The 4404-nt window shown below is 54.3% G+C and carries 4 protein-coding genes and 1 pseudogene; 4 read left to right on the top strand and 1 reads right to left on the bottom strand.

From position 1 onward, the window contains the following. Window positions 1-263: 263 nt before the first annotated feature. The 4 genes and pseudogenes from lnt (at window position 264) to BMZ63_RS14765 (ending at window position 3949) form a co-directional block, all read left to right on the top strand. On the top strand, window positions 264-1703 hold the full coding sequence (gene lnt / locus BMZ63_RS14750; RefSeq protein WP_011784893.1) for an apolipoprotein N-acyltransferase: 1440 nt from the start codon (window positions 264-266) through the stop codon (window positions 1701-1703). A gap of 106 nt (window positions 1704-1809) precedes the next feature. After that, window positions 1810-2286 (top strand): annotated as a pseudogene (gene lspA / locus BMZ63_RS14755) (signal peptidase II). Window positions 2287-2438: 152 nt separating this feature from the next. After that, on the top strand, window positions 2439-2999 hold the full coding sequence (locus BMZ63_RS14760) for an MBL fold metallo-hydrolase (protein ID WP_011784895.1): 561 nt from the start codon (window positions 2439-2441) through the stop codon (window positions 2997-2999). Next, complete coding sequence (locus BMZ63_RS14765; RefSeq protein ID WP_058089841.1) at window positions 2996-3949, top strand: bile acid:sodium symporter family protein; 954 nt, start codon at window positions 2996-2998, stop codon at window positions 3947-3949. The genes BMZ63_RS14760 and BMZ63_RS14765 overlap by 4 nt, the downstream gene beginning before the upstream one ends. 227 nt (window positions 3950-4176) lie before the next feature. Here the strand turns inward: BMZ63_RS14765 and BMZ63_RS14770 are convergent. Next, the coding region (locus tag BMZ63_RS14770; RefSeq protein WP_177187100.1) for a MerR family DNA-binding protein at window positions 4177-4404 on the bottom strand (228 nt) is incomplete at its 5' end.

A 4404-nucleotide genomic window follows, 5' to 3' on the forward strand; every position in this document is an offset into this window, starting at 1 on the left:
GTATCTGCTCTATTGACCTTATAGTGGCTATATGGTTTTAAATCATAATCCGACAATACTCAAGTGGAGCCGTATCATGAGTAAATCCTGTGAAGACGCCTGTGGCTGCGGACTGAATTGAGCGGAGCAAAAAAGCATGAGCCACAGGGTTGATACTGGCTTCGGAGGCGAGAGCATTGGGTGATAAGTACGCGCTACCCTCCACGGGCATGCGCCACAAGGAGCTTCTAACAAGGGGGATAGCTCTACTTGCCGGAGGCGCCATGCCGCTTGCCTTTGCCCCTGTGGGCTGGGCATGGCTTGCAATGATCGCTCTGGCTGCATTTTTTGCCCTGACCGCGCAATCTTCAAAGCGTCAGGTGCTATGGTCGGCCTACCTCTTTGGCCTTGGTTACTTCGGCGTAGGTGTCTCCTGGGTCTTCATCAGCATCAGCCAGTACGGCAATGGCCCTGTGGTGGCGGGGTTAGCCACAGCGGCCTTTGTCTCGCTGCTCGCCCTCTTCCCATGGGGCGTCGCCTATCTCGTGCGCCGCCTGAGACCTGAGATGGATGCGATGGCGCTCTGGCTAGGACTACCGGCGGCATGGGTGTTGAGTGAATGGATGCGCACCTGGTTCTTGACCGGCTTTCCCTGGCTCTTTATCGGCTACAGCCAGACCGACACCACACTCGCCACTATCGCTCCTGTCTTTGGTGTGCTTGGCGTGAGTTTTCTGGTGGCACTGTTCGCCGGCGGTCTTGCGTGGGTTATCTTAGGCCCAAGCCTGCGCCGTGCAGCGGTAGCCGGTGCCGTGTTAATCGTTACTCTCGCTGGCTTGCAGCTCCTGGACCGCGAGTGGACGCAGCCAGCCGCTGACCCTATCGATGTCGCCCTCTTGCAAGGAAACATCGCGCAAGACAAGAAATGGGACCCGGATTACCGGGAAATCACAATTGAGCGCTATCAGGCGCTTACGAAGCAGCATCTCGGGGCCGACATCGTGATCTGGCCAGAAGCGGCAATCCCGATGTGGCATGACCAGGCCAAAGAATATCTTGCTGAGCTTGAGGCGTTAGCCGATCAGGCAGGCACCTTGTTAATGATTGGCGTCCCGGTACGCGAGGCGGATGGCCGCGCCTATAATGCAGTGGTAAGCCTCTCCGATCCCTCAGGCTTCTACTACAAACGCCACCTGGTGCCCTTCGGTGAATATGTTCCGTTTCGGGAGTTTTTGGGTTCGGCCCTCGACGTGCTCGGGGCGCCCATGTCCGATTTTACACCGGGACGGGACGCGCACGTCCTGAATGCAGCAGGGGTGCCCGTAGGGGCACTCATCTGCTACGAGGCGGTCTTTGGTGCTGAAGTCACGGAACTTCTGCCCGAAGCGCAGGTGCTGGTGAATGTCAGTAATGATGCCTGGTTCGGCAGCTCGCTCGGCCCTCTCCAGCACTTCCAGATGGCCCGCATGCGTGCCATCGAAACCGGACGTGACCTACTGCGAGCCACGAACACGGGTATCACAGCAGCTGTCAGCTACGAGGGAAAGATCCTCAAGCGCGCTCCTCAGTTCCGCGTAGCCAGCCTCAGCGTCGAGGTGACACCGCGAACTGGTGCGACCCCTTATGTGCGCTGGAGGGATTGGCCTGTCCTTGGTGTGATCGCACTCGGACTCGGCTTGCTCCTGCTTCTTCGAATTCGCCAGTATCATCGGCTGGGTACATGACGCCCGCCACTCTATAGCGAGCAGATTTTCAATTGGGTGAGGAGGAAGGAATTTGTCTACTTATGGCAATTGGCTCGCAGAGAAAGCCCACGAGCCGAGAAAAACGATGCGCTGGCTGTGGCTCTCGCTCCTGTTACTGCTGGCGGATCAGGCTAGCAAGTACCTTGCCAGTACCATGCTTATGTATGGAGAAAGTGTATCGGTCACGCCCTTCTTCAATTGGGTCCACCGCCACAATACGGGGGCGGCGTTCAGCTTTCTAGCGGATGCCGGCGGTTGGCAGTAGCCGCTTTTCATCGGGCTGGCCTTGGTTATCTCGACGTTACTGGTGTACTGGCTTTGGCGTTCACCGAGCGTACTGAGTTATCGGCTCGCACTCAGCGCTATCCTCGGCGGTGCGTTGGGCAATGTCGCAGATCGCTTACGCTTGGGCTACGTCGAGGATCTTCTCGATTTTCATTATGCCCAGTGGCACTGGCCATCGTTCAACCTGGCGGACGTATGGATCGTCCTCGGTGCTGCCCTCTTTATCTGGGCCGAAATACGACATCAGCCAGGCAGCCGTCGCCGCGGAATCGGCTAGAGTTTTCGCTGACGCACGCTTGGATCCTATCCCAGATATACGCAGCTTCTTTCTCATAAAGCACACAGCAAGCCGGGTTGGTTGCCCATGCAGCATGCAGGTTGATGGTAGCATTTGCGGATGGAAGCGCCGACGCAGACAGGGAACAACACATGATCTTTCGACAACTGTATGAACCCGTATCCAGCACTTACACCTATCTTCTGGGCTGCGAGGAAACCGGACGAGCGGTCCTGATTGATCCGGTTATCAACTCGGTCGAGCGCGACCTGGCAGAGGTATCAAAGCTGGGGCTCAAGCTGGAATACACTCTGGATACCCATATCCACGCCGATCACATCACTTCCGCCCGCGAGCTAAAGCAGAAAGCGGGCAGTAAAATCGCGGCGCCTGCCATGGATTGCCTGCCCTGCACGGACGTAGGAGTTGAGGAGGGGAGGCCCTTTCAGGTCGGTCGGCTCAGCTTCCAGCCGATTCACACGCCGGGCCATACCGATGGCCATTTCGCATACCGTCTGGACGACCGTATTTTCACCGACGACGCTCTTCTGATCGAAGACAGTGCTATTTTTCCTGTACTTGCTGATCTCATAGCGTTTCTGATGCACGACTGCTGCGATGGGCACTGTGCTTATTGCGACAAAGCCATCGAGTTGTTCGCGCAGTGTGAAGGTCGCCCAACCTCATCGGGCACGGTGGACTCCAAGATATGATCAGATTCATCTATTTTGTGGAGTCTAATCTTGTTTGGTTCGTTATCACTTTAGCTGGTTTGGTCTTAGTATTCCCAGGGTTAGGAACGCACCTAGAGCCCTTTATCGGTCCACTGCTCGCGCTGCTGATGCTTGTCATCAGTCTTACCTTCGACGCACATGCCGTTCGAGTGGTCTTTCGCAAACCTTCAAGGCAATTTTTAGCACTAGGTCTGGTCTATGGTCCGATGTCGATTGCCGGTTTTCTGACTGGCCGTTTATTTTTCGGGAACGGACCTCTTGCAGCAGGTCAAACGTTGCTTGGCACATTGCCGACAGATGTTTCGTCTCCGCTGCTGGTATTAATGGCGCGGGGGAATGTTGCCTTAGCAGCCGTTTTTAATGCGGTCAATACAGCACTATCGCCATTCATTGTTCCATTCGTTTTTTTATGGCTGACTGGAATACAGCTGGAAGTTCCTCTCGGGGCAATCATCTTTGAATTAGCCTTGATCGTTCTCGTTCCCACTGTTGTTGGAGTGAGCTTACGCACAGGATTTCCAGATTTTTTTGCACGCCATGATTCAACGTACGCGGGAATTGGATCAATCATATATCTTCTGATACTACTGGCTGTAGTAGGCCCAAACGCAGAAACTATCATTGGTTATGGCTGGTACGCTTTTTTGATTGCTGGAGCAGCCCTGAGTCTTAATCTGATTGGCTACCTGATAGGAATGTCCTCACGGTTGCTAACCTCTGACCGGAAAGAAGTGATTACCTATCTCTTCACCGTGAGCAAAAAAGAATTTAGCATTGCTGCTGCTTTTGTCGCCGCATCTGGCTTACCTTCAGAAATTGCGATTCCTGCCGCATTCTTTGCAGTGATACAAATGATCACTTCACCCATTGCCGCTAAGATCCTTGCACGGCACGGCTTACTACGATTCCGAGCGAGCGATCAGCACTAAGGATCTTGGTATTGTTTCAGCGCCGAATTACCAATGAACTACTGGCAACAGTTGATGCAGCCTTTTCAACGAAACAAGACATGATGAAGTGCTTGCTCTATCTGCCGACTACTCAGGCTCCGTGTTGTCGAAAAACTCCGCCAGGGAGCGGATGTTCAGCACCTACGCAAGTATATTGATCTTTCCACGCTGGCTACCCTAATACTGAGCATACCTGCTTCAGGCTACTACTGCATGCTTCCTTCGCTGAGCCCTTCGAGAACCCCACAGGCCTCAATTTCCCGATCATCGTTACAACTTGCTCGCAGCGACACAAGTTGTTTCTCCAGTACCTGCAGATCGGTTATCTGAGACCGTACCTGAGCGATGTGATCATCAAGCAAGGTGTTGATGGCCCTGCAAGGCTGATGGGGCGCGCCCTGATAACGCTGTAACTCGTGAATTTCAGCGAGTGA

This window comes from Marinobacter persicus (assembly GCF_900114155.1).
Taxonomy (GTDB): Bacteria; Pseudomonadota; Gammaproteobacteria; order Pseudomonadales; family Oleiphilaceae; genus Marinobacter; species Marinobacter persicus.

Excerpts from the sequence above, each read along its gene's own strand:
- BMZ63_RS14760 (WP_011784895.1), top strand. The coding sequence starts at position 2,439 with ATGATCTTTCGACAACTGTATGAACCCGTATCCAGCACTTACACCTAT.
- BMZ63_RS14765 (WP_058089841.1), top strand. The coding sequence starts at position 2,996 with ATGATCAGATTCATCTATTTTGTGGAGTCTAATCTTGTTTGGTTCGTT.
- lnt (WP_011784893.1), top strand. The coding sequence starts at position 264 with ATGCCGCTTGCCTTTGCCCCTGTGGGCTGGGCATGGCTTGCAATGATC.